The sequence below is a fragment of the Cupriavidus sp. F041 genome (assembly GCF_057814235.1).
Window position 1 is genome coordinate 1,957,217 of record NZ_JBVASY010000002.1, and the last position, 21,540, is coordinate 1,978,756.

Consider the following 21,540-nt stretch of genomic DNA (forward strand, 5'->3'; position numbering starts at 1 on the left):
GGCCGGCGCTTCCATCAGGCCTTGCGCAACGTGAAACTGTTGAAGTGCGATGCCAGCCTGTCGACATCGCCGCGGCCGAGCGATGCGCTCGCGCCGCTGCCGCGGCTCTCCTGCAGCGCCCAGTGCGTTACGCCAAGCGCTGCGATGCCTTCGGCCAGCACATGCAGTTCCGCGACATCGAACAGCCCGGCGTGCCAGGTGGTGCGGCACTCGCCCGCGACGCCGCTGGCAAGCCAGCGGTGCAGCGATTCCCACGCCCGCTCCCCGCTGCCCGGCACCCGCGTCACGCTGTCATAGCGATGCAGCGGTGCCTTGAGGTCCAGGCCGATCCAGTCCAGCCGGGGCAGGATGGCGGCCAGGCGATCGGGGTACATGCCGGCGGTGTGCAGCGCGACCTCGAAGCCCTCGGCCCGCACGGCCTCGATGGCCCCGGGCAGTCCCGCCTGCAGGGTTGGCTCGCCACCGGAAAACACCACGCCGTCGAGCAAGCCCCGCCGCGCCCGCAGGAAGGCCTGCACATCCGCCCAGGCGATGGCGGGTGGCACGCCAGCATCCAGCAAGTCCTGGTTGTGGCAATAGCCGCACCGCCAGGGACAGCCCTGGCAGAACAGGACGGCGGCCAGGCGGCCGGGGAAGTCGATCGTGGTCAGCACCGTCATGCCGCCGATACGCAACGTGGCCGCGTCGTGCCGGCGCCTGGCCGCCGCGCAAGTGTCAGCAGGCAACGGCATTGGGCTCCGCGAAGAAGCGGCGCTCGCGGTGCTCGCCCTGCTTGCCGGTATTGAAACTGGAAACCGGCCGGTGGTAGCCCATCACCCGGGTCCAGACCTCGCAGGGCTGGCGCTCCTCATCGCGCAGCACGGCGCCGCGGGGCTGGGATTGCATGGATGGCGAGGATTGAAATTGGTGAGTCATCAGGTTTGCTCCGTCTTGAGAGTGGGTTGAAACAACAGAAAAACACAAAGGAACGAGAAGAACGGTTGAGCCGGTCAGGCGGCGATCTGTTCCCGCTTGCGCGCGAGGATCTCCTCGTCGCAGCGCGGGCAGAACGGATGCTCGCCGGCAAGGTAGCCGTGCGTCGGGCAGATCGAGAAGGTCGGCGTCACCGTGATGTACGGCAGGCGGAAGCGTGTCAGCGCGCGCCGCACCAGCTCGCGGCAGGCCTCGCCGCTGGACAGGCGCTCGCCCATGTACAGATGCAGCACCGTGCCGCCGGTGTACCTGGACTGCAAGGCCTGTTGCCGCGCCAGCGCCTCGAAGGGGTCGTCGGTCCAGCCGACCGGCAACTGCGAGGAGTTTGTGTAATAGGGCTGCGCGGCCGTGCCGGCCTGGCGGATCTCCGGCCAGCGCTTGTGGTCTTCCCGTGCGAAGCGGTACGTTGCTCCCTCGGCGGGGGTGGCTTCGAGGTTGTAGAGATGGCCGGTTTCCTGCTGGAAGGCCACGATGCGCTCGCGCACGTGTTCCAGCAAGCGCAGCGCGAAAGCATGGCCCCACTCCGATGTGATGTCATGCCGGTCCGCGGTGAAGTTGCGAATCATCTCGTTGATGCCATTTACGCCCAGCGTCGAGAAATGATTGCGCAAAGTGCCGAGGTAGCGCTTCGAATAGGGGAACAGGCCCTGATCCATCAGGCGCTGGATCAGCTTGCGCTTGTTCTCCAGGCTCTGCTTGCCCAGTTCAAGCAGGCGGTCCAGCGCGCGCAGCAGCGCCGCTTCATCGCCGGCATGCAGGTAGCCAAGGCGTGCGCAATTGACGGTGACCACGCCCACGCTGCCGGTCTGCTCGGCACTGCCGAACAAACCGTTGCCGCGCTTGAGCAGTTCGCGCAGGTCGAGCTGGAGCCGGCAGCACATGGAGCGCACCATATTCGGCTCCAGCTCCGAGTTGATGAAATTCTGGAAGTACGGCAGCCCGTACCTGGCCGTCATCTCGAACAGCCGCGTGGCATTCTCCGATTCCCACGGAAAATCGCGCGTGATGTTGTAGGTCGGGATGGGAAAGGTGAACACCCTGCCCTTGGCGTCGCCAGCCGTCATCACCTCGATGTAAGCGCGATTGATCAGGTCCATCTCTTCCTGCAACTCGCCATAGGCGAACGGCATTTCCTGCCCGCCGATCACCGGCACCTGTTCGCGCAGGTCTTCGGGACAGGTCCAGTCGAAAGTCAGGTTGGTAAAGGGCGTCTGGGTACCCCAGCGCGACGGCACGTTCAGGTTGTAGATCAGCTCCTGGATGCACTGCCGCACCTGGGCATAGGACATGGCGTCCTTGCGCACGAATGGCGCCATATAGGTATCGAACGACGAGAACGCCTGCGCGCCGGCCCATTCGTTCTGGAGCGTGCCGAGAAAATTGACGATCTGCCCCACGGCGGATGACATGCGCTTGGGCGGCCCCGCTTCCACCTTGCCCGGCACGCCGTTGAACCCCTCATGCAGCAGCGTGCGCAGCGACCAGCCGGCACAGTAGCCGCTGAGCATGTCGAGATCGTGGATATGGATATCGCCGTTGCGGTGGGCCTCGCCGATTTCCGGCGCGTAGACATGGGACAGCCAGTAATTGGCGGTGACCTTGCCCGCCACGTTCAGGATCAGCCCGCCCAGCGAATAGCCCTGGTTGGCATTGGCATTCACCCGCCAGTCGGCCTTGCTCAGGTATTCATTGATCGAGGCCTCCACGTCGACCAGTGCCTTGCGGTCCTGGCGCAGCCTCGCGTGCTGGCCGCGGTAGGCAATAAACGCACGCGCGGTGTTCCAGTGGTTGGCGGCGATCAGGACCTGCTCGGCCACGTCCTGGATCTGCTCGACGGCTAGCGTCTGGTCACGGAAGCGGTATGCCAGGACCCTGGCCACCTGCTCGGCGAGGCCGGCTGCCTGCGCATCGTTGAATTCGCCGGCTGCCGCGCCGGCGCGGCGCAACGCGGACTGGATCCGCTCGATGGCGAAAGCGGTTCGTTCGCCATTGCGCTTGATGACCTCCCTCGGCAGGCTGGCAACGACGGCTTCAGTACAGTGCTCCATATATTCTCCCAACTGCATGCACACTAAATGTGGGATAGAGCGTACCGCTCAAACACTATATGTAGATTGACGACGGACAAGCGTATGACATGTCGGCGGGTCTGGCTGGCGGCACGCGAGTCCGTGCCCGCCGGTGACCGCGTGCAGGTCGATGGAGTGGATCATCTTGCTGTCGCGGGCATTGGCCAGCGTCAGCTCGATGGTGTCGCCTGCCCTGGCGCGCAGCATCGGCCCGGGGACCTTGCGGTCGAAGGTCCAGCAAGTGAACGAAGTGCCGTCATCCAGATGGCCGGCAAGCTCGACCGTTTCCATGCGGTACTCCAGTGTCTGCGGCGCGCGCGCGCCGATGGGCGCGGGCACGGCGGCGGGATCGTTGTTCTTGGTGTTGACTTCAACCAAAGCGGGTTGCCGCGGCAGGTCCGCCGCAACCCGCTGACTGCTTAACGTTGCGCCGCGTTCAGGCGCCCTTCCGGCGCGGTCTGCGCCGGTGCCTTGCCGAGCAGGCCCAGTACCACTTGCAGCGCCATCGAGAGCGCGCCGACGATAAAGACAACATCGCCGAAGGTGCGCACCCAGCGCAGCGTCTGCAGGATGGGCTGCTGCATGAAGGCCTCGCTGCGCGCATACCACAGCCCCTGGCTAACGCTGGCGTGGAACTGGATGATGCCGATGGGCAGCAGGCTGGTGCCCATCATCAGGACCAGGCCCACGTTGAGCCCCCAGAACGCCGTCTTCATCAAGCCCTGGTTCAGCGCGTAGGCAGGCCGTATATAGCGCAGCACCAGCAGCGTGAAGCCCAGCGCCAGGAAGCCGTAGACCCCGAACAGCGCCGCATGGGCATGCACCGGCGTGGTATTCAGGCCCTGCACGTAGTACAGCGAGATCGGCGGGTTGATCATGAAGCCGAACACACCGGCGCCCAGCATGTTCCAGAACGCCACGGCGACGAAGCACATCAGCGGCCACTTCAGGTTGGCCATCCAGGGTGCGCGGTCCTTCAGGCGCCAGTTCTCCCAGGCTTCGTGGCCCAGCACGATCAGCGGCACCACTTCGAGCGCGCTGAAGCTGGCGCCCACCGCCATCACCGGCGTCGTGGTGCCGGCGAAGTAGAGATGGTGGAAGGTGCCAGGCAGGCCGCCCAGCATGAACAGCGACGCCGAGGCCAGGCTGGCCGCCGTGGCCATCGGCCGCGACACCAGGCCAAGCGTGGAGAAGATAAATGCCAGCGCCGTGGTGGCGAACACTTCAAAGAAGCCCTCGACCCACAGGTGCACCACCCACCAGCGCCAGTACTCCATCACCGACAGGTTGGTGCGCTCGCCGTAGAACAGGCCGGCGCCGTAGAACAGGCCGATGGCCACCACCGAGGATGTCAGCAAGGCCAGCAGGTTCTTGTCGCCGCCCGGCGTGCGCAGCGCCGGCGCGATGGCGCGCAGCATCAACACCAGCCAGAACAGGATGCCGGCGAACTTGCCGATCTGCCACAGCCGGCCCAGGTCGACATACTCGTAGCCCTGGTGCCCCAGCCAGAAGTTAAGGTTCTCGGGCATGATCTGCGCGATCGCCAGGTAGTTGCCGGTGAACGAACCCACCACGACCACCACCAGGGCCCAGAACAGCACGTCCACGCCGAGCTTCTGGTACTTCGGGTCCTTGCCGCCGTTGATGAGCGGCGCCAGGAACAGGCCAGCAGCCAGAAAGCCGGTAGCAATCCAGAACAGCGCGCTCTGGATGTGCCAGGTGCGCATCAGCGTGTACGGGAACCACTTCGACAGCTCGATGCCGTAGAAACTCTGCCCCTCCACCGTGTAGTGGGCCGTCACGCCGCCGATCAGCACCTGGAACACGAACAGCGCCACCACCAGGAACAGGTACTTGCCCAGGGCGCGTTGCGACCGCGTGAGCGCGAACGTCGTGAGCGGGTCGCGCGCGGCCACGGCGGGCGGCGCCTCTTCGTGCCCGCGCAGGAACGCCCAGGCCCATACCAGGAAGCCGACACCGGCCAGCAGGACCACCACGCTGGCGATGGACCAGATGATGTTCTCGCTGGTGGGCTGGTTGCCGATCAGCGGCTCGTGCGGCCAGTTGTTGGTGTAGGTGGCGGTCAGGCCGGGACGCTCGGTGGCGGCGGCCCATGCTGTCCAGAAGAAGAAGTGCGTCAGCTTGGCGCGGCGTTCGGCGCTGGGCAGCGTGTTCTCCTTCATGGCGAAGCTTTCGCGGCTCTTGCGCAGTTCCGGTGCGTCGGAGAATAGCCGCGCGTAGTAGGCGCCGGTGGCCGCGATGGCCTGTGCGCGCCGCGCGGAGACGATGAGCACGCCGCTATCCGGGTCGACGCGGTTGCCACGGTACTCGGCGCGGAGCTGCTCGCGCAGCGCGGCTTGTGTCGGCCCGTCGAGCGCGGCATAGGTCCGGCCGTAGGTATCCCGCGCGGCCAGGTCGAGCCAGGCGGTCAGCTCGCGGTGCAGCCAGTCGGCTGTCCAGTCCGGCGCCTGGTAGGCGCCGTGGCCCCAGATGGAGCCGAGCTGCATGCCGCCGACGGATTGCCATGCGGTCTGGCCGTCGAGGATATCGTCCTTGCTGAACAAGGCCTTGCCGTCAGCGGTAACGACTTGCTGCGGAATCGGCGGCGCCTTGCGGTAAACCTCGGTGCCGTAATAGCCAAGCAGCGAAAAGGTGACCGCAACGACGGCGATCAGGGTGAACCAGAGTCTTTTGTATTGTCCCATGATGGGTCTCGCTGTAATGCGTGTGCCTGCGATCGGATCAGGCGTGGGCCGGGGCGGCTTGCTCGGCGTTGTCGAACAGGATGTTGTTCTCGAGATGGATGTGTTCCATGAGGTCTTCGCGCAAGGTGCGCAGCCCCAGGTACAGCGCGCGCCAGGTGTTGCACGCGGCGCGGGGCAAGGTGATGTCGTTGGTCAACTCATTGAGACGTTGCAGCGCCTGCCCGTGCTCGTCGTGCTCCATGCGCATGACCGTGATGGGGCCGCCCGCCATGTCGGCGAGTTCGCGCGCCAGCAGCGGGAACAGGACCTGCTCTTCCTTCTGCATATGGCTCTCCAGCTCCTGCTGCATGACCCCAAGGTGATCCGCCAGGCCGAGCGGGCAATCCTCGCGGTCGCCATGCACCTGCTCCACCCGGCGCGCCAGGCGGATCAGCTCGGGCAGTTGCTGCCGATGCACCTCGTGGTAGCGCGCGAGGATGTGGGCGATCAGGTCGGCCGCGGATGCCGTGCCCCAGTCGCGGCCGTCGCGCTGCGCCTGGGCTTGCAGCGACAGCAGGCTTGCCTCGACGGCCTGCGCATCCAGGCCCGCGGCTTGCGCGGCCTCGCCCAGGGTCTGCTTGCCGCCGCAGCAGAAATCGAGCTGGAAGTCGTGAAATACCCGGGTGGCGCCGGGAATCTGGCGGGCGAGCTGGCCCAGCGATTGTTCGCTCATGCTCATGATGTTCTCCAGTGTAAGATGTGCATCACTCACATAGCGAAACCCGTGCCCGAAAAATTAACGAAGAAAATCAAGGGCTTAATTTATTCATGGTATTATTTACCCTTGCCAAACAAGGGTGAAAACAACCCTGCAGGGTTAAATTGACCATGATGGAAAATCTCTTGCTGACGGATCTCGTTGCCGACCTGCCGCAGGCAGTGCGGCTGCAGCGGCTGGTCGGCAGCCTGCGCGCCCACTTCCGTTGCGGCGCCGTGGCGCTGCTGCAGCTCGAGGAGGATCAGCTGCGGCCGGTGGCGATCGACGGGTTGGTGCGCGATGCCCTCGGGCGGCGTTTCGCGGTGGGACTCCATCCACGGCTGGCCGCCATCCTGGCCAGGCGCGACGTGACCTGCTTCCACCATGACAGCGTGCTGCCCGACCCCTACGACGGGCTGATCGACGAGCGCGTGGGCGAGCCCCTGCCGGTGCACGACTGCATGGGCACCAGCCTGCATGTGGAAGGCCAGCCGTGGGGCGTGCTGACGCTCGATGCGCTGACTGTCGGCACCTTTGGCGAGGAGGCGCAGGCCGATTTGCGGCAGTTGACGGTGGTCGTCGAGGCGGCGATCCGTACCACACGGCTGGAAGCCGAGATCCGCGCGCTGCGGCTGACGCGCGGCGAAGCCCCGCAGGGCGACACCGCCCGGGACGATGGCGAGATCATTGGCCAGAGCGAGGCGATCGGCCGCCTGCTGCATGAGCTCACGGTGGTGGCCGACTCGGAACTGCCGGTGCTGCTGCTGGGCGAAACGGGCGTGGGCAAGGAGCTGTTCGCGCACCGGCTGCACCGGCTCTCGCGGCGGCGCGCGCAACCGCTGATCCATGTCAACTGCGCCGCGCTGCCGGAATCGCTGGCCGAGAGCGAGCTGTTCGGGCACGCAAAGGGCGCGTTCTCGGGCGCGGTGGGCGAAAGGCCTGGCCGTTTCGAAGCGGCCGACGGCGGCACGCTGTTCCTTGACGAGGTGGGCGAACTGCCGCTCTCGATCCAGGCCAAGCTGCTGCGCACCTTGCAGAACGGCGAGATCCAGCGCCTGGGTTCCGACCGCCCGCGCCGCGTCGACGTGCGGATCATCGCGGCCACCAACCGCAGCCTGCGCGATCACGTGCGCGACGGCTCGTTCCGCGCCGACCTGTATCACCGGCTCTCGGTCTACCCGATCCCGATTCCGCCGCTGCGCGAGCGTGGCAACGACGTGCTGCTGCTGGCTGGCCGGATGCTGGAACTCAATCGCGCCCGGCTCGGTCTGCGCAGCCTGCGCTTGTCCGTCGCGGCCGAGGCCGCGCTGCGCCGCTACCCCTGGCCGGGCAACGTGCGCGAGCTGGAGCATGTGATCAGCCGCGCCGCGCTCAAGACCGTCAGCCGCGGCGCGAACCGCAACGACATCATCACGCTGGAGGCGGAACTCCTCGATCTCGACGGGCTGGAGCCAGCGCCGGCCGGCGTGGCAGCCCAGCTGCCACCCGCCGAGCCGCGCGCGTTCGTGCCATCAGCCGCCACCCTGCGCGAGGCGGTGGACCAATGCCAGCGGTACTGCATCGAGCAGGCACTCGCCACGCAGGGCGGCAACTGGGCGCAGGCCGCCCGCCAGTTGGGCGTGGACGCGAGCAACCTGCACAAACTCGCGCGCCGGCTCGGCGTCAAGCCCGACGACAGGCCACAACGCATAGCGGGCTGAACGTACCCCGTCACCCGGCCTGGCGCCCTCTTCTGCGGCGCCGGGCGTGCCCAGGCCAGCCCCCCCTCCCCATTCGAACTAGCTCCACCGGCACCTGCAAATGTGCTGCCGGCGAATGGTCAATTGCGGTCGCGCTCTCTACGCTGGGAGCCAATCGTCATTGTTGACACAGGAGCATGGCCATGGCCACCCAACCCCTCCCACATGAGCCGGTGCCACCGCGCGCCTATGCGGTGCTGGTGTCCAGCACCTTCGCCTTCACCATCTGCTTTGCCATATGGATGATGTTTGCGGTGCTGGGCATTCCCATCAAGCAGCAGCTCGGCCTGTCTGAAACCCAGTTCGGCCTGCTGGCCGCCACGCCCGTGCTCAGCGGCGCGCTGGTCCGCCTGCCACTGGGTATCTGGACTGACCGCTACGGTGGCCGCATCGTCTTCTTTGTGCTGATGCTGGTCACCGTCATCCCGATCTGGATGATCTCGCATGCCACCACGCTGCCGCAGTTGCTTATCCTGGGCTTGTTCGTGGGTCTGGCGGGCGGCTCGTTCTCGGTGGGCACGCCCTATGTGGCGCGCTGGTTTCCCCGCTCCCGCCAGGGCCTGGCCATGGGCATTTTCGGCGCGGGCAACTCCGGCTCGGCCCTGACCAAGTTCGTGGCACCGGCGCTGATCGTTGCCGCCGGCGGCAGCTGGACCGTGGTGCCGCGCGTGTATGCCATCGCCATGCTGGTCACGGCGGTGCTGTTCTGGGTGTTCTCGTCCAGCGATCCCGCTCACCGCGCCACGTCTTCGGCCAGCCTGCGCGACCAGCTCGCCATGCTGCGCGACCCGCGCGTGTGGCGCTACTCGCAGTATTACTCGGTGGTGTTCGGCGGCTATGTCGGCCTGTCGCTGTGGATGACCAAGTACTACATCGGCGAGTATGGCTTCGACATCAAGATCGCCGCCCTGCTGGCGGCCTGCTTCTCGCTGCCGGGCGGCGTGCTACGCGCCATCGGCGGCTGGATCTCCGACCGCTACGGCGCGCACCGCACTACCTGGTGGGTGATGTGGGTGTGCTGGGTGGCGTTCTTCCTCCTCAGCTACCCGCAGACCGATTTCATCATCCACACCGCGCGCGGCCCGCAGGCCTTCCATATCGGCCTGTCGGCGCTGCCGTTCACCGCGCTGCTCTTTATCGTCGGCATTGCCATGGCGGTGGGCAAGGCCTCGGTGTTCAAGTTCATCGCCAACGATTTCGGCCACAACCTCGGCGCCGTCTCCGGCGTGGTGGGACTGGCCGGCGGCCTGGGCGGCTTCATCCTGCCGGTGATGTTCGGCCTGCTGGCTGACCTCACCGGCGTGCGCAGCAGCTGCTTCATGCTGCTGTACGGCACCGTTTGCGTGAGCCTGGTGTGGATGCACTACAGCCAGCGCGGCAAGAGCGCGGTTGCCGGCCAGCGCGTGCTGGCGGCGCAGCCGGCCTGAACCGACTCCCCCATTCCTCATTCCTCCTTCCGTCACATAGGACATTGTCATGTCTAGCTCCGTACTAACCCGCTGGGAACCCGAAAGCTCGACCTTCTGGCGCACCCAGGGCGAACGCATCGCCTACCGCAACCTGTGGATCTCGATCCTCGCCCTGATGCTCGCCTTCGCGATCTGGATGCTGTGGAGCGTGGTGGCCGTCAACCTGGACCGCGCCGGCTTCCGCTTCAGCAAGAACCAGCTGTTCTGGCTCACCGCGCTGCCCGCGCTCTCGGGCGCCACGCTGCGCATCTTCTACGCCTTCCTCGTGCCGATCTTCGGCGGCCGGCGGTTCACCGCCATCTCCACCGCCACGCTGCTGGTGCCGGCGCTGGGCATGGGGTTCGCGCTGCGCGACCCGACCACGAGCTATCCCACCTTGCTGGTGCTGGCCTTGCTGTGCGGATTCGGCGGCGCCAACTTCAGCTCCTCGATGTCCAATATCAGCTTCTTCTTCCCCAAGGCCAAGAAGGGCCTGGCGACCGGGCTCAATGCCGGCATCGGCAACCTGGGCGTGTCGGTGGTGCAGTTCCTCACCCCGCTGGTGGTTTCCGTGGGGCTGTTCGGCGCCTTTGGCGGCGACGCCCAGACCTACCAGGCCGGCGAGGTAAGCAAGAGCCTGTGGCTGCAGAATGCCGGCTTTATCTGGGTGCCGTTCATCCTGGCCGCGACGCTTGCCGCGTGGTTCGGCATGAATGACATCGCCGATGCGCGCGCCTCGTTCGCCGACCAGGCGGTGATCTTCAAGCGCAAGCACAACTGGCTGATGTGCTGGCTGTACGTGGGTACCTTCGGCTCGTTCATCGGCTTCTCGGCCGGGTTCGCGCTGCTCACCAAGTCGCAGTTTCCCGGGGTCAACCCCACCGCCTATGCCTTCCTCGGGCCGCTGGTGGGCGCGCTGATGCGGCCGGTGGGCGGCTGGGTGTCGGACAAGCTGGGCGGGGCACGGGTCACGCTGTGGAGCTTCGTGGCCATGATTGCCGCCGTGTTCGGCGTGCTGGCCACGCTGCCGCATGACGGCGCCGGCGGCAGCTTCCAGGGCTTCCTGGCCGCGTTCGTGGTGCTGTTCGCGCTGACCGGCATCGGCAACGGGTCAACCTTCCGCATGATCCCGGTGATCTTCCTGACCGAGCGCCAGCGCGCCGCGCGCGGCAAGGACGAGGCGGCGCAAAAGCAGGCGCTGCTGGACGCCGGCAAGGAATCGGCCGCGGTGCTGGGATTTTCCGGTGCCATTGGGGCCTACGGCGGCTTCTTCATTCCCAAGAGCTTCGGCACCTCGCTGGAGCTGACCGGCTCGGCGGACGCGGCGCTTTACTGTTTCGTGGCCTTCTACGTGAGCTGCGTGCTGGTGACCTGGTGGCATTACGCACGCAAGAACGCGCCCATGCCCTGCTGAACGGCGCCGGCCGGCCTAGTTCTTTCGAACTAGGCGGCCGCGGCCGAACTAGCCCAAGCGCATCGCACGCTACTCCTCCACCAGCGAATGGGCACGGCGGGGCCCTGCCCATAAGCTTGCAACATCCCTGGACCGGTTGCCCGACGGTCAGCAAAAGCACTCGCGGAGAACAACAATGAGTCATTTTCTGGATCGACTGAAATTCATGTCACGCGTCAAGTCCACCTTCGCGGGTGGACACGGCGCCGTGGTGGACGAGGACCGCCGGTGGGAGAACGGATACCGCAACCGCTGGCAGCACGACAAGATCGTGCGTTCCACCCACGGCGTGAACTGCACGGGTTCGTGCTCCTGGAAGGTCTACGTCAAGAACGGACTGATCACCTGGGAAACGCAGCAGACCGACTATCCGCGCACCCGGCCCGACCTGCCCAACCACGAGCCGCGCGGCTGCCCGCGCGGCGCCTCCTACAGCTGGTACGTCTACTCGGCGCAACGCGTGAAGTACCCGATGATCCGTGGCCGGCTGATGGAGATGTGGCGGGAAGCCCGCAAGACCATGGACCCCGTGGCCGCCTGGGCCTCGATCAGCCAGGACCCGGTCAAGGCACAGCGCTACAAGAGCGTGCGCGGCCAGGGCGGCTTCGTGCGGGCCGACTGGGACACCGCCACCGAGATCATCGCGGCAGCCAATGCCTTCACCATCAAGCGCTTCGGCCCGGACCGCGTGGTCGGCTTCTCGCCGATTCCGGCCATGTCGATGGTGTCCTATGCCGCCGGGGCGCGCTACCTGAGCCTGCTGGGCGGGGTCTGCCTGTCCTTCTATGACTGGTATTGCGACCTGCCGCCGGCCAGCCCGCAAGTCTGGGGCGAGCAGACCGACGTGCCGGAATCGGCCGACTGGTACAACTCCACCTACCTGATGGTGTGGGGTTCCAACGTGCCGCAGACGCGCACCCCCGACGCGCACTTCTACACCGAAGTCCGCTACAAGGGCACCAAGACCGTGGCGGTGTCTTCCGACTTCGGCGAGATGGTCAAGTTCGGCGATATCTGGCTGGCGCCCACGCAAGGCACGGACGCCGCCCTGGCCATGGCCATGGGCCATGTGGTGCTGAAGGAATTCCACCTTAGCGGACGCTCCGCCTATTTCCGCGACTACATCAAGCAGTACACCGACATGCCCATGCTGGTGCTGTTGCGGGACAACGGCGGCACGCTGGTCCCCGACCACTTCCTGCGCGCCTCCCACCTGGCCGGCGCCCGCGGCGAAGCCAACAACCCGGAATGGAAGACGCTGGTGCTCGACAGCGCCAGCGGCGACTTCGCGGTACCCAACGGCACCATCGGCTTTCGCTGGGGCGAGGGCGCGCACAACGACGGCGAGAAGGTAGGCCGCTGGAACCTGGAAATGAAGGACGGCGGCAGCGGCCGCGCGCTCGACCCCCTGCTCTCGCTGATGGCGGCGGATCACGAGGTGGCGGAAGTCGGCTTCCCGTATTTCGGCGCAGAGCACGATGCTCTGCTCAAGCGCCGCGTGCCCGCCAGGCGCATCACGCTGGCGGACGGCAGCAGCGCGCTGGTGGCCACGGTCTATGACCTGCAGATGGCCAACTACGGCGTGGACCAGGGCCTGGGCGGCGACAACGTGGCCACCTCCTTCGACGACGATGTGCCATACACGCCGGCCTGGCAGGAGAAGCACACCACGGTGCCGCGACACCTGGTGATCCAGGTGGCACGCGAGTTCGCCGACAACGCCGACCGCACCCAGGGCAAGAGCATGGTGATCGTCGGCGCCGCGCTCAACCACTGGTATCACAACGACATGATCTACCGCGGCATCATCAACCTGCTGATGATGTGCGGCTGCGTGGGCAAGAGCGGAGGCGGCTGGGCGCACTATGTGGGCCAGGAAAAGCTGCGCCCGCAATTCGGCTGGGCACCGCTGGCCTTCGGCCTGGACTGGTCACGCCCGCCGCGCCAGATGAACGGCACCTCGTTCTTCTACAGCCACACCAGCCAGTGGCGCCACGAAAAGCTCGCCGTGGACGAAATCCTTGCCCCGACCGCCGACAAGGCCAAGTACGAGAACCTCTCGCTGCTGGACCTGAACGCCCGCTCGGAGCGCATGGGCTGGCTGCCTTCGGCGCCGCAACTGAGCAGCAATCCGCTCGATGTCGCCGACGCGGCCGCGGCGGCAGGCAAGGACCCTGTCGCCTATACGGTCGAACAACTGAAGTCCGGCGGGCTGCAGTTCGCCTGCGACGACCCCGACAATCCGGAGAACTTCCCGCGCAACATGTTCGTCTGGCGTTCGAACATCCTGGGCAGCTCGGGCAAGGGACACGAGTATTTCCTCAAGTACCTGCTCGGCACCCAGAACGCCGTGTTCGGCGACGAAGCCGATGCCATCACGCCGAGCGAGGTGAAGGTGCGCCCCGCCGCCGAGGGCAAGCTCGACCTGCTGACCGTGCTTGATTTCCGCATGAGCACCACCTGCCTGTACGGCGATATCGTGCTGCCCACCGCGACCTGGTACGAGAAGGACGATCTCAACACCTCCGACATGCATCCCTTCATCCATCCCTTGTCGGAAGCGGTGCAGCCACTGTGGGAAAGCCGCACGGACTGGGAGATCTACAAGGCGATCGCCAGGAAGTTCAGCGAGATCGGCGGCGCCCACCTGGGCACCCGCAAGGACCTGGTCTGCAGCCCCTTGCTGCATGACACGCCGGGCGAACTGGCCCAGCCGTTCGAGCCGAAGGACTGGAAGCGCGGCGAGTGCGAGCTGATTCCCGGCAAGACCGCGCCGTCGATGACCGTGGTCGAGCGCAACTATGCCGACATCTACAAGAAGTTCACCTCGATCGGACCGCTGCTCGACAAGCACGGCAACGGCGGCAAGGGCATCAACTGGGATACCCGCCACGAAGTCAAGGAAATCGGCGCGCTCAGCAAGACCGTGGACGAACCCGGCGTGAGCCAGGGCCGGCCGCGGCTGGATACCGCCATCGACGCCGCCGAGATGATCCTGACCTTCGCGCCGGAAACCAACGGGCATGTCGCGGTAAAGGCGTGGGAAGCGCTGTCGGCCATCACCGGGCGGGATCACACCCACCTGGCCGCCGGGCGCGAGCACGACAAGATCCGCTTCCGCGACGTCCAGGTGCAGCCGCGCAAGATCATCTCCGCGCCGACCTGGTCCGGGCTGGAATCCGAGGAAGTCAGCTACAACGCGGGCTATACCAATGTGCACGAACTCATTCCCTGGCGCACCCTGACCGGCCGCCAGCAGTTCTACCAGGACCATCGCTGGATGCTGGATTTTGGCGAGGGCAACTGCGTCTACAAGCCGGCCATCGACACCAAGACCACCGCGCCGATGCTGGGCGCCAGGCCCAACGGCAACACCGAGCTGGTGCTGAACTGGATCACGCCGCACCAGAAGTGGGGCATCCACTCCACCTACTCAGACAACCTGCGCATGCTCACGCTGTCGCGCGGCGGGCCGCACGTCTGGGTCTCCGAAACCGAGGCCAAGGCCAGCGGCATCCGGGACAACGACTGGGTGGAAGTCTTCAACGTCAACGGCACGCTGACCGCGCGGGTCGTGGTCTCGCAGCGGGTCCCCAAGGGGATGTGCCTGATGTACCACGCCCAGGAGAAGATCGTGAACGTGCCCGGGGCCGAAACCAGCGGCATGCGCGGCGGCATCCATAACTCGGTGACCCGCACGGTGACCAAGCCCACGCACATGATCGGCGGCTACGCGCAACTGGCCTACGGTTTCAACTATTACGGCACCGTCGGCAGCAACCGCGACGAGTTCGTGATCCTGCGCAAGATGAACAAGGTCGACTGGCTGGAAGGCCCGCTGGTGGAAAAACAAGCGAAGGAAGGAGCTGAGCAATGAAAATCCGCGCCCAGGTAGCCATGGTCCTGAACCTGGACAAATGCATTGGCTGCCATACCTGCTCGATTACCTGCAAGAACGTGTGGACCAGCCGCGATGGCGTGGAATACGCCTGGTTCAACAACGTCGAGACCAAGCCCGGCATCGGCTATCCCAAGGAATGGGAGAACCAGGACAAGTGGCACGGCGGCTGGGTGCGCAATGCCGCCGGCAAGCTCGAGCCGCGCCAGGGCAGCAAGCTCGGCATCCTGGCGAAGCTGTTCACCAATCCCAACCTGCCGCAGATCGACGAATACTACGAGCCGTTCACCTACGACTACGAGCATTTGCAAAAGGCGCCGCTGGTGCAGACGCCCCCCACCGCTCGCCCGGTATCGGTACTGACCGGCAAGAAGATGGAGAAGATCGAATGGGGCCCGAACTGGGAGGATGACCTGGGCGGCGAGTTCAGCGCGCGCAGCAAGGACAAGCTGTTCGAAGACGTGCAGAAGGAGATGTACTCGACCTTCGAGAACACCTTCATGATGTACCTGCCGCGCCTGTGCGAGCATTGCCTGAACCCGACCTGCGTGGCCTCCTGCCCGTCCGGCTCGATCTACAAGCGCGAGGACGACGGCATCGTGCTGGTGGACCAGGACAAATGCCGCGGCTGGCGCATGTGCATCTCCGGGTGCCCGTACAAGAAGATCTACTACAACTGGCAAAGCGGCAAGGCCGAGAAATGCCTGTTCTGCTATCCGCGCATCGAAGCGGGCCAGCCTACCGTCTGCGCGGAAACCTGCGTCGGCCGGATCCGCTACCTGGGCGTGATGCTGTACGACGCCGACCGCATCCAGGAAGCCGCCTCGGTGGAGAACACGCAGGATCTCTACCAGTCGCAGCTGGACATCTTCCTCGATCCGCACGATCCGGCCGTCCAGGCCGAAGCGCTGCGCCAGGGCATCCCGCAAAGCTGGCTGGACGCCGCGCGCAAGTCGCCGGTCTACAAGATGGCCTGCGAATGGAAGGTGGCCTTCCCGCTGCACCCCGAGTACCGCACGCTGCCGATGGTGTGGTACATCCCGCCGCTGTCGCCGATCCAGTCGGCCGCCGAGGCCGGCCACATGGGCATGAACGGCGTGATTCCGGACGTGAAGAGCCTGCGCATCCCGGTCAAGTACCTGGCCAACCTGCTGACCGCGGGAGAAGTCGCGCCGGTGCTCAAGGCGCTTGAACGCATGCTGGCCATGCGCGCCTACAAGCGCTCGGAAGTGGTGGACGATGTGCAGGACCTGGCTGTGCTGGAACAAGTCGGCCTCACGCCCGCGCAAGTGGAGGACATGTACCAGATCATGGCAATCGCCAACTACGAGGATCGCTTCGTGATCCCGTCCTCGCACAAGGAAATGGTGGAGGACAGCTTCAACGACAAGGCGAGCTGCGGCTTCACCTTCGGCAACGGCTGCTCGGGCGGAACCTCGGACGGCTCCCTGTTCGGCAAGAAGCCGCAGGGCAGCGTGACGTTCGCGGACATGCCGAAGTCGCGCAAGAAGGCCATGACGACATGACCGGCGCCTGACTTCCCGCCCCGCTCCCGTTGGCAAACGGGGGCGGCCGGCATCCGCATTTTTGCCATCCATACAGAACGGGAGCCTACCCATGCCGCTTTACCCCATCCTTAGCGCCCTGCTGTGCTACCCCGAGCAGGACCTTATCGACGCCCTGCCTGAAATCGACGCCGCGCTGGCCGAGTGGCCGCAGGCGCAAGCCACGCTGGCGCCGCTGGGCGATCTGTTGAAGACGAACACGCTGATCGAGCTCCAGGAGAACTACGTCGCCACCTTCGACCGCAACCCCGCCCACGCGCTGCACCTGTTCGAGCACTTGCACGGCGAAAGCCGGGATCGCGGCCAGGCCATGGTCGACCTGATCGACGAATACCGCCGCGAGGGCTTCGAGCCCGCCGAGGCGGAGCTGCCCGACTACGTGCCGCTGTTCCTGGAGTTCCTGGGCGCGCTGGTGGCGGACGGCAAGGACGCGCATGCCGGACAACTGCTGGGCGACGCCATCCATGTGCTCGCCGCGGTCGGCGACCGGCTGGCGCGCAACGAGAGTCCGTATGCCGCGGTGTTCGCCGTGTTGCGCACGCTCACGGACGTGCAGCCACAAGCCCAGACCGAGCCGCCGGTGCGCGACATGGACGAAGCGCTGGAGACCTTCGGCCCCGGCGCGGACGGCGTGGAGCCGCTGCTCGCGCCGCGCCCCTCGGGCGACCAGCCCGTGCACTTCTACGCCCGTGGAACGACACCAACCCGCGCGCCCACCCGCACGCCCATGCCCAACGCTTGCTGAGGCAACGACCATGAACCTGCTCAACCAATTCCTCTACGGCATCTATCCGTACATCGCCCTGGTCGTCTTCCTGTTCGGCAGCCTGGCGCGCTTCGAGCGCGAACAGTACGGCTGGAAGAGCGACAGCTCGCAGCTGCTGCATCGCGGCAACCTGCGCGTCGGCAGCATCCTCTTCCACGTCGGCATCATTGGGCTGTTCTTCGGCCATCTGGCGGGCCTGCTGACGCCGGTGGCGGTCTGGGACGCACTGGGCGTCTCGCATGGCTTCAAGCAAGGCGTGGCCATGGCGGCCGGCGGCCTGATGGGCACCATGTGCCTGTCCGGCCTGCTGATCCTGCTCCACCGCCGCTTCACCAATGCCCGCGTGTCCGCGGTCACGCGCACCGGCGACAAGGTGCTGCTGCTGTGGATCCTGGTGACCTTGCTGCTGGGCCTTTCCACCATCTTTGAATCGTCCCGCCATATGGACGGCCACATGATGGTGCAGCTCATGACCTGGGCGCAGCACATCGTCACCCTGCGCGGGGATGCCGCCAGCTATATCGCCGACGCGCCGCTGCTGTTCAAGCTCCATCTGTTCATGGGGATCTCGCTGTTCGTCATCTTCCCCTTCACCCGGCTGGTGCACGTGTGGAGCGGTTTTGGATCCATCGGCTACCTTGGCCGTGCCTGGCAACTGGTCCGCAGCCGCTAACGCCCACCCATCCGCCCACCCGGCAAGGAGAATACAATGCCTGTCTTAGTCAATGGCGTCGAACTGGAAGACGCCGAAATCGAGCGCGAACTGGCTCACCATAGCGGCTCGCCCGAGCCCACCCGGCATGCCGTGGTTGCGCTGATCCTGCGCCATCTGGTGCGTGCGCAAGCGCGGCAGCTCGGCCTGCCCGGCGACGACGACGAGGCACTGACCGAGGCCCTGCTGGAGCGGGAGGTCGGGCTGCCCGAGCCGGACGAGGCCAGCTGCCGCCGGCATTACGATAACCACTTGGAGCGCTTCCGCGAAGGCGAATGGGTCGAGGCCGAGCACATCCTGTTCCAGGTGACGCCACGCGTCCCGCTCGATGCGCTGCGCGCAACGGCCGAGGCCACCCTCGCGCAGGTGCTGGCCGATCCCTCGGCATTCGCCGGGCTGGCCAGGGCCAGCTCCAACTGCCCGACCGGCGCCGGCGGCGGGCGCCTTGGCCGTGTGTTCCGCGGCGAGACCGCGCCCGAGTTCGAGCGTGCCATCTTCGCGGCGCGCCACCCCGGCGTGCTGGCCCGGCTGGTTGAAACGCGCTATGGCCTGCACGTGGTGCGGGTCATCGAGCGCTGCGAAGGCGTGCAGTTGCCGTTCGATGCCGTGCGGCAATCCATCGCCCGCGCCCTCGCGGCGGCGGCGCGCGACCGCGCCTGGAAGCAGTATGCAAGCCTGCTGATCGGCGGCGCCAGCATTGAAGGGATCGACCTGGGCGGCGCCGAAACGCCGCTGGTGCAATAAACAACCTCCGCCTCCGGCAACTCGCACTGGCAAGCCCGCGGCGCCCGCATTCCCCCCCTGCGGAATGCGCCCCGCGCTTCACCAGTCCGTCTGCCCGGACGCCTTTCATGGGAGCACAGTCATGCAACCCGCCATCATTGGCATCGCCGGCACCTCCGGCAGCGGCAAGACCACGCTGATCACGGCCATGCTCGCCTGGTTTCGCCAGCAAGGGCTGACCGTCAACGTCATCAAGCATAGCCACCATCCCCTCGAACTCGAGCCGCCGGGCAAGGACAGCGCGCGCTTTCGCCAGGCCGGCGCCGGCGAGGTACTGGTGGCCTCGCCATTCCGTTTCGCCATCCTGCACGACCTGAACGGCGCGCCGGAGCCCACCTTGCGCGAGCAGGTGGCACGCCTGGCGCCGGCGGACCTGACCCTGGTGGAAGGGTTCCGCAGCGAAGCCATTCCGCGCATCGAGGTGTATCGGCCGGCGCACGGGCGCGCGCCCTACTACCCGCGCGACGCGTCCATCGTCGCGGTGGCCAGCGATGTGCCGCTCGATATCGGCATGCCGTGCCTGCCGCTCGACCAGGCTGCCCAGGTGGCGCGCTTTATTCTCAGGCTGTGCGGGCTGGACGGCGCCGCCGCGCCGCGTGGCGAGCGCCTCGCCGCTTTGTCCACGGGCATCGCGCGACGCGAACCGTCGGCGATCGCTTCCTGAGGGCGCTCTCTCATACCGATCATCAAGTCCGGAGGTATCTCAATGCCCATGGCTGGCACCACATCCTTGCCCCTCGTCTACGCCTGCTCCGGCTGCTCCAGCGTGGCGCAGCTCGCCAACACCTTCGCCGTGCGGCTGGACCGCAGCGGGATGGCCGAGATGTCCTGCATCAGCGGGGTTGGCGGCGGTGTTGCCGCGCTTACCAGGGTGGCCCGTTCGGGCCGCCCGATCCTGGCCCTCGACGGCTGCCCGCTGGCCTGCGTGAAAGCCTGCCTGGCCGGCGCGGGGGTGGAACCCGACCAGCACCTTGTGCTCAACCGCCTGGGCGCCACCAAGCGGCAGCATGGCGAATGCAGCGAAGCGGAGGCTGGCGCGGCCTGGCAGGCCGTGACGTCGGCGCTGTCGGCCATCAAGGATGCGTCGCCCCAGCCTGCTGACAAACCGGCGGCATTGGCCGAGGGCGACAAGATGCGCCAAAACAGCCTGGAATGACGACGGCTGTGGCGCCCTCTCCCGCGCGCGGGGGAGCGCGACAACGCAGATCCGAGTCAGCAGTCCGGGGCGGCGATTGCCGCCCTTGCTGCATTGTCAGCCAGCCTGCGACGTGACGGCACCCGCAGCCAGATGCCTGGTCAGGCCGGTAAGCCACTCTGGCCGGCTCACCGCGTCCAGCCAGTATTTCACCTCCAGGCCTAGCGCGGTATCGCCGCCGATCGCCAGACGCCGCTGGAAGAACAGCGTATCGGTATCGGCCTCCCCGCCCAGCAGACGCAGGTAATCGACGGCATTGGCGCGCAACGTCAGCGCCGGCAGGCTGCCGTCAAAGGGCCCGGCGGCAAAGCGGCCATCCGCGCAGCGAAAACGTATCTGCAGGCCAAGGTCCTCCACCGTCAGCAGGAAGCAGTGGCCATCGAGCGCCGCCGGTGGCTGCAGCCAGCCACGCCGCCGCGCAAGCTCCAGCGCGGCCACCAGGGGTAAGGCCTGGGCCTGCGCCGGAACCGCGCGGTGCAGGCGTGCCAGCATGGCTTTGGGGCCAATCATGCGTGCGCCTCCTGCCAGGCGATGCCGGCCTTTCCGTCCCAGTAGCCATTGCTGGGCTGTGCCCCCGCCGGCAGCAGGCCGCCGGATGCCGTGGTCCGCTCGCCGGACCGCAGTGCCGCGAGCGCCGCCACGACATCCAGCGTGGCGCTGGCATGCGGGCTGGCGCGCACCGAGTCGATCCCCATGGCCATCAAGGCCGGCACTTCCGCGCACAGGTCGAGACAAGTAGCGGACTGGATCTGCACCCCGTTGAGCGTAAAGAACGGCTGGCCCTCCCCGGTCGAGGCCACCAGGCCATCCGGGTACTCGAGACAGCGGAACTCGCAATTGTCCTTGCGCAGCCTGTGATGGCGTGCAGTGAAGCAGCGCGCCGAGAACGCCAGCGGCATACGGCCCCAGACCAGCACCTCCAGCCCCGTGCCCGCCGGTCGGGCCGCCGCCAGCGCCGCCAGCGCGGCGCGGTCCATTTCCAGCGGGGGCACGCATACCGTGGCACCCAGCCCGCTCAGCCAGGCAAGCGTATCCGCGTGATACACGTTGAGATGCGGGCCGCAGATAAAGGGGCGCCCGTGCATCCGGTTGACCGCGCCCAGGTCGTTGGCCTCGACCAGATAGTCGGTTTGCTCGCAGACGCGGTGCATGCAGGCAATATCGCTGTCGGACTCGACCAGCACCGGAGTCGAGAGCACGACTTCCTTGCCGGCGTCCCGCAGCATCTGCGCGATCTCCAGCCAATGCGCATGGCGCAGTTCATGGCGGCGGGTACAAACGGTTTCGCCCAGGTAGACGCGGTCGACCGCGGAGTCGGCGACCTCGGCATAGAACTGCATGACCGTGGCGCGCGGCCAGTAGTACAGCAGCGGGCCGAGCGAGATGCCGAAGCAGGCCGCGGGCCCGGAAGGGGCGATCATCGAATCGTTCATTGGTAGTCTGGTTCCGGAAGGAGAGTGGCATGCCGCGAGGCATGAGGAATGCAGCAGGCAAAGGCA

18 protein-coding genes are annotated in these 21,540 nt (G+C 66.5%); 10 read left to right on the forward strand and 8 right to left on the reverse strand.

Annotation, left to right across the window (positions count from 1 at the left end; translation table 11 throughout):
* Positions 1–14: 14 nt before the first annotated feature.
* The 6 genes from ACZY0R_RS26335 to ytfE all read right to left on the reverse strand — a co-directional run bounded on the left by ACZY0R_RS26335 (position 15) and on the right by ytfE (position 6,464).
* A complete protein-coding gene (locus ACZY0R_RS26335; RefSeq protein ID WP_488862492.1) occupies positions 15–731 on the reverse strand; it encodes an anaerobic ribonucleoside-triphosphate reductase activating protein in 717 nt (238 codons plus the stop codon).
* Entirely contained in the window at positions 715–885 is a 171-nt protein-coding gene (gene nrdD, locus ACZY0R_RS26340; RefSeq protein WP_488866185.1) for an anaerobic ribonucleoside-triphosphate reductase, read from the reverse strand. The genes ACZY0R_RS26335 and nrdD overlap by 17 nt, the downstream gene beginning before the upstream one ends.
* Positions 886–989: 104 nt before the next feature.
* Positions 990–3,020 (reverse strand): ribonucleoside triphosphate reductase, encoded by a 2,031-nt coding sequence (locus ACZY0R_RS26345; RefSeq protein WP_488862494.1) that lies wholly within the window; start codon positions 3,018–3,020, stop codon positions 990–992.
* A 48-nt stretch (positions 3,021–3,068) separates the two neighbouring features.
* Positions 3,069–3,419, reverse strand: a complete 351-nt coding sequence (locus ACZY0R_RS26350; protein ID WP_488862496.1) for a multicopper oxidase domain-containing protein — start codon at positions 3,417–3,419, stop codon at positions 3,069–3,071.
* Positions 3,420–3,460: 41 nt separating this feature from the next.
* Entirely contained in the window at positions 3,461–5,746 is a 2,286-nt protein-coding gene (locus tag ACZY0R_RS26355; protein ID WP_488862498.1) for a nitric-oxide reductase large subunit, read from the reverse strand.
* Positions 5,747–5,783: 37 nt separating this feature from the next.
* Positions 5,784–6,464: an iron-sulfur cluster repair protein YtfE gene (ytfE, locus tag ACZY0R_RS26360; RefSeq protein ID WP_488862500.1), complete on the reverse strand. Its 681-nt coding sequence runs from the start codon at positions 6,462–6,464 to the stop codon at positions 5,784–5,786.
* A gap of 149 nt (positions 6,465–6,613) precedes the next feature.
* On the opposite strand from ytfE, the gene norR reads away from it, so the two are divergent.
* From norR to ACZY0R_RS26410, 10 genes are all read left to right on the forward strand, one after another.
* A complete protein-coding gene (gene norR, locus ACZY0R_RS26365; RefSeq protein ID WP_488862502.1) occupies positions 6,614–8,182 on the forward strand; it encodes a nitric oxide reductase transcriptional regulator NorR in 1,569 nt (522 codons plus the stop codon).
* Positions 8,183–8,364: 182 nt separating this feature from the next.
* Positions 8,365–9,648, forward strand: coding sequence for an MFS transporter (locus ACZY0R_RS26370; protein ID WP_488862504.1), 1,284 nt, complete (start codon positions 8,365–8,367; stop codon positions 9,646–9,648).
* Between the two features lie 49 nt (positions 9,649–9,697).
* Positions 9,698–11,083: a NarK family nitrate/nitrite MFS transporter gene (locus tag ACZY0R_RS26375; protein ID WP_488862506.1), complete on the forward strand. Its 1,386-nt coding sequence runs from the start codon at positions 9,698–9,700 to the stop codon at positions 11,081–11,083.
* A 175-nt stretch (positions 11,084–11,258) separates the two neighbouring features.
* A complete protein-coding gene (locus ACZY0R_RS26380; protein ID WP_488862508.1) occupies positions 11,259–14,999 on the forward strand; it encodes a nitrate reductase subunit alpha in 3,741 nt (1,246 codons plus the stop codon).
* Positions 14,996–16,546 (forward strand): nitrate reductase subunit beta, encoded by a 1,551-nt coding sequence (gene narH, locus ACZY0R_RS26385; protein ID WP_488862510.1) that lies wholly within the window; start codon positions 14,996–14,998, stop codon positions 16,544–16,546. The genes ACZY0R_RS26380 and narH overlap by 4 nt, the downstream gene beginning before the upstream one ends.
* Positions 16,547–16,637: 91 nt before the next feature.
* Positions 16,638–17,330, forward strand: a complete 693-nt coding sequence (gene narJ, locus ACZY0R_RS26390; RefSeq protein WP_488862512.1) for a nitrate reductase molybdenum cofactor assembly chaperone — start codon at positions 16,638–16,640, stop codon at positions 17,328–17,330.
* Positions 17,331–17,340: 10 nt separating this feature from the next.
* Entirely contained in the window at positions 17,341–18,024 is a 684-nt protein-coding gene (gene narI / locus ACZY0R_RS26395) for a respiratory nitrate reductase subunit gamma (protein ID WP_488862514.1), read from the forward strand.
* A 36-nt stretch (positions 18,025–18,060) separates the two neighbouring features.
* Entirely contained in the window at positions 18,061–18,807 is a 747-nt protein-coding gene (locus ACZY0R_RS26400; RefSeq protein WP_488862516.1) for a peptidylprolyl isomerase, read from the forward strand.
* A 121-nt stretch (positions 18,808–18,928) separates the two neighbouring features.
* The gene (mobB, locus tag ACZY0R_RS26405; RefSeq protein ID WP_488862518.1) at positions 18,929–19,510 is read left to right on the forward strand and encodes a molybdopterin-guanine dinucleotide biosynthesis protein B; all 582 of its coding nucleotides are present in this window, start codon (positions 18,929–18,931) and stop codon (positions 19,508–19,510) included.
* 42 nt (positions 19,511–19,552) lie between these two features.
* Positions 19,553–20,002 carry a putative zinc-binding protein gene (locus ACZY0R_RS26410; RefSeq protein WP_488862520.1) on the forward strand — a complete coding sequence of 150 codons (450 nt, stop codon included), beginning with the start codon at positions 19,553–19,555 and terminating at the stop codon, positions 20,000–20,002.
* A 96-nt stretch (positions 20,003–20,098) separates the two neighbouring features.
* Here ACZY0R_RS26410 and ubiT read toward each other — a convergent pair whose 3' ends face one another.
* The gene (ubiT, locus tag ACZY0R_RS26415) at positions 20,099–20,551 is read right to left on the reverse strand and encodes a ubiquinone anaerobic biosynthesis accessory factor UbiT (protein ID WP_488862522.1); all 453 of its coding nucleotides are present in this window, start codon (positions 20,549–20,551) and stop codon (positions 20,099–20,101) included.
* Positions 20,548–21,474: a U32 family peptidase gene (locus ACZY0R_RS26420; protein WP_488862524.1), complete on the reverse strand. Its 927-nt coding sequence runs from the start codon at positions 21,472–21,474 to the stop codon at positions 20,548–20,550. The genes ubiT and ACZY0R_RS26420 overlap by 4 nt, the downstream gene beginning before the upstream one ends.
* Positions 21,475–21,540 lie beyond the last annotated feature (66 nt).